A 6010-nucleotide genomic window follows, 5' to 3' on the forward strand; every position below is an offset into this window, starting at 1 on the left:
TGGCGCCCCGCGCCTTCGCATCCGTGGCGACGCGCGGCGACGTGGGCGATCGCGGCCAAGAACCGGCGGACGCCGATACCCCCGGGGGGATGACATTTTCACGTTGCAGTAAGGGATGACATTTTCATTGACCAGCGACAGCGTTACGGTTAGAACTCGATGCGCTGGCTGACGCTCTTGATGAGCCTCCCGCCCACACCGACCCGGCACCGCGTCGGCGTGTGGCGGAAGCTCCAGCGGATGGGCGCCGTGCGGCTTCGCGGATCGGCCTGGATCCTGCCGGAGACCGCCGAGACGACGGAGCTGTTCCAGTGGCTCGTGCAGGAAGTTCAATCGTTCTGCGGCGAGGCGACCCTGCTTCACGTCGACCGCATCGAGAACATGACCGAGGAGCAGGTGACGGCGCTCTTCCACAAGGCCCGCGCCGTCGAATACCAGCGTGTCGTGCAGGGGTGCCGGGAGATCCTCGCGCAGCTCGATCGTTACCGGGCGAACCACCGCGGGTCCGTCGCGCAACCGCGCGGCAAGCTCGACGGCCTCAAGCGCGAGCTGGACCGGATCCAGGCCATCGACTATCTGGAGGCGCCCCTCGGTCGGCGCGCCCGGGCGCTGTGGGAGACGACGGCGAAGCGTCTCCGCACGGCGGAGAGCCGGCCGCGGGCGGCGGGCGGCCGGCATCGCGCGTCGTTGCCACCCCGCGGCAGTACATGGGTCACGCGTCCGCGGCCGCACATCGACCGCATCGCGTCGGCGTGGCTCATCAAGCGGTTCTGCGATCCCGACGCGAAATTTGCCTTCGCGGACGCCGCCGACGCGGCCCGCAAGGGCATACCCTTCGACGTCCTCGGCGCCGACTTCGGCCACCATGGCGAGGACTGCACCTTCGAGACGCTCGTCAAGCGCTTCGGAATCAAGGACCGGCGTGTGAAGGTGATCGCCGAGATCGTCCACGAGGCCGACCTGCACGACGGCAAGTTCACGCGGAACGAGTCCACGGGCGTTGATCTCGCCATCAAGGGGCTCGCGGTGAGCACACCGGACGATCATGAACTGCTCGAGCAGGGCATGGCGATCTTCGACGGCCTCTACGCCGTGTTGAAGCAGAAGACATAGCACGTTCACACCGACACAGGGGAGAGCGAAACATGAGAAAGACGACGATCGCGCTGGCGTTTCTCGTGGCGTGGTGTTTTGCGGTACCGACGGGTTGGGCGCAGAAGTACGACGACAAGGAGCACGCGGAACTCGCGAAGGCGATGAAGGTCGCGAAGGTGTCCCTGCAGCGCGGCCTGTCGGCGAGCGCGCGGGAGGGTACGCCGATCTCCGCCAAGTACGAGGTCGAGCACGGCAAGCTGCAGCTCTCCATCTACACGATGAAGGGCGACAAGTTCTCGGAAGTCATCGTTGATCACAAGACGGGCAAGGTCGCAAAGGCGGAGCCGATCACGGGCGGGGAAGACCTCACGGCCGCGACGGTGCAGAGCGAGGCGATGGCGAAAGCAAAGCGGTCGCTCGATGCTGCGGCCTCTGAAGCCGTGAAAGAGAACAAGGGGTTCCGCGCGGTCAGCGTCATGCCGGCGATCAAGGACGGCCATCCCGTCGCCGACGTCACGCTGGTCAAGGGCGCCGCGTGGAAGACCGTGGCCGAGAAGCTGGACTAGGAGGCCAGGTTGCGGGGCGCGACGATGTCGCGACGGGAGCTCTTGAGGGTGGCGCTGACCGTGCTCGGCGCCTACGGCCTCACGCGGCCCGGGCCAGCACTCGCCGCGCCAGCGGAGATCAAGGTGCCGGACGACATTCCCGTCGAGCGCTTGGACTTCGAGGCCAAGGGTATCGAAGGCTGGACAAGGGTAGACGGCCAGTGGGCGGTCGAGGATATGGCCGGTGCGCCGAGCGGCAAGAAGGTCCTCGTGCAGCGCGCGACCCAGAACACGTTCAACGTCATCGTGGCCCCCCCGGGTCCCTACACCGACGTCGACGTGTCCATGAAGTTCAAGCCGATCTCCGGCCGGGAAGACGCCTCGGGCGGCATCGTCTTCCGGTTCAGCGACGGCAAGTATTACGTTGTCCGGGCCAACGGGCTCGAGGACAACTTCCGGCTGTACTCCTACGACCGTGGCCGCCGGGAGCTCGCGAGCGCAAGCGTGAAGGCGCCGGCGCTCGGTCAGTGGCACACGATCCGCGTCGTGGCCGTCGGCGACCACATGCAGGGCTGGCTCAACGGCAAGCTCCTGCTCGACCATCGGAACGCGAGGTTCCGCGCCGGGCGGGTGGGCCTCTGGACGAAGGCGGATTCCGTCACGGCCTTTGACGACCTCTCGATCCGTGGCGTGACCGGAGGCGGGTAAGGCGGCGCGCTGGCATAACGCTCGCGATGTCGGGAACGGGCCGGCAGGAAAAGGTCCTCGGAGTTCGTCGTTCCCGCTCAATAGACACGAAAGGGGAAGCCATGACGTCAGCAGTCCTTCGTCATTCCGTACTCTCCGCCGTCGTGCTGGTCATGACGGCGACCGTCGCCCCCGCCCAGCCCGAGACTGAGTGGGTGGCGGTCGAGCAGGCGCTTGCTTACAAGGGAGCGGTGCAGCCGGGCGGCGTCTTCCGCGTGGGCATGCCCCGGACCGATCTGAAGGTCACGGTGCAGGGTGTGGAGGTGAGGCCGGGGTTCGCGCTGGGCTCGTATGCGGCGTTCCGAAAGATGAGCCAGGGCGCCATGGTCATGGGCGACTTGGTCCTGCTCGACGCGGAGGTCCCGAAGGTGATGTCCGGGCTCTTGGAGCGTGGGCTCAGCGTCACGGCCCTGCACAATCATCTGAACGAGATGTCGCCGCACGTGATGTACATGCACTACAGCGGCCGGGGCGATCCGGTGCAGTTGGCGAAGGCGCTCCGCGAGGCCCTCAGCGCGAGCGGCACACCCTTTGGCGCCCCGCCGGCGGGGGGCGGCACCCAAGGCCCGACGATCGACCAGCCGCAGGTCGAGGGCGTGCTCGGACGGACCGGCAGGGTCACCAACGGCATTCTTCAGGTGAGCGTTGGCCGGGCCGAGCGCATCAGGGAGAACGGGATGGAACTGTTGCCGGCGATGGGCGTGGCCACGGTGCTCAACTTCCAGCCGACCGGCAACGGCAAGGTGGCGATCACCGGCGATTTCGTGCTGATCGCGTCCGAGGTGAACAAGGTCGCGCGTACGCTGCGAGAGCACGGCATCCAGGTGACGGCGGTTCACAACCATGCGCTCGCGGACACCCCCCGGCTTATTTATATGCACTTCTGGGCGAACGACGATGCCGTGAAGTTGGCGCAGGGGCTCCGGGCGGCGCTCGATCTGACCAACAGCGCGAAGGCCAAGTAGCGCCGTCGGCCGTGTGTGTGAGTCAGACGAAGGAAGGGGGCTGCCGATGACGTGGGTGACCCGTGAAAAGGCGCGCGTTGACCGCGACAAGGACGCGCTGTTCCTGTTCGTGCCGGCCGACCAGGTGATGGCGGTGGCCGAGCGCGAAGGGGCGGTCCCGTACGACGTTCCGGGGGTGGAGCTGGGCCACCACGGTGACCGCTGCTCGTTCGACGCGTTCCTGGACAAATACAAGCTTGACGATCCGGCGCTCCTCCTGCTCGCCCTCATTGTGCGCGGAGCGTGGCGTGCCCGACGTCGTCTTCTTCAGCTCGGCTCTCCGGCATCTCTATGTCGCGATCGGGAACCCCGGGGTCATTGATGTCTTCGATACCGACACGATGCGCCGTCTTGAGAGCGTCCACACGGGGCGTGGGGCGCACACGATCGGCTTCGACGCGGTCCGCAACGCCGTGTACGCCTTCTTGCCGGATAGGCATCGGGCGGCGGTCTACCGGGACCAGGCGGGGTAGAGGAGCACGGTGTGGGCGAGCGTCGATTCGGAGGCGCGACCCTGCCGGCGGACCGCCGACCTCCTGTAGAATCGCCCGCGACAGCCGGAACCTGAGACGGGAGGGCCACCGCCCCTGAGGACCAGGATGCTCGCAGCGCCCGTACGCTCTCCGGTCGCCTGCCTGGGCGCCTGATGTCCGGCGCCGCGCTGGCCCTCGTCCTCAGCGCGGCCGTCCTGCACTCGGGCTGGAACGCGCTCTCCAAGCGCGGGCGAGACCCGCTGTGCTTTCTCTGGTCGGCCGGCACGCTGGCGACGGTCTTCTGCCTGCCCCTCGGCGTGCGGGTTCTGCTGGCCGACGGCTTGCCCGCCTCCGCGCTGCCCTACGTCTTCGCCACGATCGTCCTGCACGCCGTCTACTTCTACGCGCTGGGACGCTCGTACCGCTCGGGCGAGTTCTCGCTGGTCTATCCGATCGCCCGTGGCTTCGGCGTGGCGCTGGTACCGATCTTCGCGCTGCTGCTCCTGGACGAGCGCCTGTCGCCCCTGGGCACCGCCGGCATCGCCCTGGTCGTGGTGGGCATCGTCGGCCTCCAGCTCACCAGCCGGGGCTGGACGGGGATCGTGGCCCAGCTGAGCCACGTGGGGCCGGGGACGTGGTGGGCGCTGTTCACCGGAGTCATGACCGCGTCGTACTCTCTGGTGGACAAGGCGGGCGTGGCCTACCTCCACCCCGTGCCCTACATCGCGCTCATGTTCCTGGGGATGAATCTCCTGCTGTTGCCGGTGATCCTGGCCGACACCGCCGCCCTCCGGCGGGAGTGGGCCGCGAACTGGCGCACGATCCTGGTCGCGTCCGTGCTGACGGCGACCGCCTACCTGCTCGTCCTCTTCGCCTTCCGCCTCTCCAAGGCCGGCTACGTGGTCGCCACGCGCGAGGTCTCCATCGTGCTCTCGGCGCTCATCGGCAGCCTGTGGTTGAAGGAGGGCGCACTGGGGCCGCGCCTGGCGGGGGCGGTGGTGGTGCTGGCGGGCGTCGCCTGCGTGGCGCTGGCGCGCTAGGGCCGGCGCGGTCCCCGGGGCGTTCTGGCCGGGGGTCGTTAGGGGGGTCGCCCCTCTAACGTTTGAGGGAAATCACGGAGTGGTCGCGGGTGGGCGCCGCCTCGATGGGATTGGTCTTGGTCATGCGGCAGTGCCCCTCGAAGAGGACACCTTCCTCGACCACGACGACCGGCGCCTCGACGTCCCCGAACACCCGGGCGCTGCCCCGCAGCTCCACGCGCTCGGTCGCCAGCACGTTGCCCGTGACCTCGCCGCTGATGACGACGGTGCCGGCGTGGACGGTGGCGTTGACGATGCCCCGCTCGCCGATGATGAGCGTGTCGGTGCTGTGAATCTCGCCGCTGAACTTCCCGTTCAGCATCACGGTGCCGTGGAAGGTGTACTTGCCCTCGATCTCCGAGCCCTCGTCGATGAACGCGGTGAGATCGCCCGCTTTGACGGACGCCTTGACGTTCTTGTTCTTTCTCCGGAACACCATCGTCGGTCTCCGGCGCTGGCCGGCCGGCCCGCTCCTAGCGCTGCTGGCCGGCGCGCTTCTCGTCGATCAGGTACACGGGGCGCGCCTTGCCGTCCTCGTTGATCTTCGTCACGTTGCCGTTGAAGAAGCCGCCCTCGGAGATGATCAGCGAGTCGGTCTGGATGTTGCCGCGGACCCGACCCGTGTCGGTGATCTCGACGTTGCCGGTGGCGACCATGTTGCCTTCGTAGTGGCCCATGATCACGGCGTCCACCGTCTTGACGTTGGCGTTGACCACGCCCTTCTCGCCGATCACGAGCCGCCCGTCGACGTTGAGCTCGCCGCCGATCTCGCACTCGATCTGGATGGAATCGGGAATCTCGAACTTGCCCTCGACCTTGGCGTGATCGCCGGCGATGGTCAGGAGCGTGATGGAGGCGCCCCCGTTCTTGGAGTTCCGCCCCTGCTTCCGTCCGAACATTGAAGCCTCCTTGGGTCGTGATGCTGACTGGACTCTATTTCCCGCTCCGCGTCGCATCGCGCCGCGGAGGCCTGGGGTCAATGAAACTGCCGGTTGTCCAGACTTAGCACCCGCGACGAAGCGGTGTCAATTATCCTGGCGGGCGCGAAGCCCCCCACCGGTGGGGGG

Annotated in this window: 8 protein-coding genes and 1 pseudogene; 7 read left to right on the plus strand and 2 right to left on the minus strand. The window is 67.5% G+C overall.

Features of this window, described 5'->3' with window-relative positions; translation table 11 throughout:
* Positions 1-159 precede the first annotated feature (159 nt).
* The 7 genes and pseudogenes from VGV13_01315 to VGV13_01345 all read left to right on the plus strand — a co-directional run bounded on the left by VGV13_01315 (position 160) and on the right by VGV13_01345 (position 4904).
* Positions 160-1113: a chromate resistance protein ChrB domain-containing protein gene (locus VGV13_01315; GenBank protein ID HEV8639723.1), complete on the plus strand. Its 954-nt coding sequence runs from the start codon at positions 160-162 to the stop codon at positions 1111-1113.
* A gap of 32 nt (positions 1114-1145) precedes the next feature.
* Positions 1146-1661: a hypothetical protein gene (locus VGV13_01320; protein ID HEV8639724.1), complete on the plus strand. Its 516-nt coding sequence runs from the start codon at positions 1146-1148 to the stop codon at positions 1659-1661.
* 24 nt (positions 1662-1685) lie between these two features.
* Positions 1686-2348: a family 16 glycoside hydrolase gene (locus VGV13_01325; GenBank protein ID HEV8639725.1), complete on the plus strand. Its 663-nt coding sequence runs from the start codon at positions 1686-1688 to the stop codon at positions 2346-2348.
* Between the two features lie 101 nt (positions 2349-2449).
* Positions 2450-3352 carry a DUF1259 domain-containing protein gene (locus VGV13_01330; GenBank protein ID HEV8639726.1) on the plus strand — a complete coding sequence of 301 codons (903 nt, stop codon included), beginning with the start codon at positions 2450-2452 and terminating at the stop codon, positions 3350-3352.
* Between the two features lie 46 nt (positions 3353-3398).
* Positions 3399-3647: pseudogene (locus VGV13_01335) on the plus strand (chromate resistance protein ChrB domain-containing protein).
* 85 nt (positions 3648-3732) lie between these two features.
* Positions 3733-3864 carry a hypothetical protein gene (locus tag VGV13_01340; GenBank protein ID HEV8639727.1) on the plus strand — a complete coding sequence of 44 codons (132 nt, stop codon included), beginning with the start codon at positions 3733-3735 and terminating at the stop codon, positions 3862-3864.
* Between the two features lie 173 nt (positions 3865-4037).
* Positions 4038-4904 carry a DMT family transporter gene (locus VGV13_01345; GenBank protein ID HEV8639728.1) on the plus strand — a complete coding sequence of 289 codons (867 nt, stop codon included), beginning with the start codon at positions 4038-4040 and terminating at the stop codon, positions 4902-4904.
* A 55-nt stretch (positions 4905-4959) separates the two neighbouring features.
* On the opposite strand, the gene VGV13_01350 is transcribed toward VGV13_01345, so the two are convergent.
* Entirely contained in the window at positions 4960-5382 is a 423-nt protein-coding gene (locus VGV13_01350) for a polymer-forming cytoskeletal protein (GenBank protein ID HEV8639729.1), read from the minus strand.
* A 34-nt stretch (positions 5383-5416) separates the two neighbouring features.
* Entirely contained in the window at positions 5417-5842 is a 426-nt protein-coding gene (locus VGV13_01355) for a polymer-forming cytoskeletal protein (GenBank protein HEV8639730.1), read from the minus strand.
* Positions 5843-6010 lie beyond the last annotated feature (168 nt).

The sequence above is a fragment of the Candidatus Methylomirabilota bacterium genome (assembly GCA_036001065.1).
Classification (GTDB): domain Bacteria; phylum Methylomirabilota; class Methylomirabilia; order Rokubacteriales; family CSP1-6; genus MNEF01.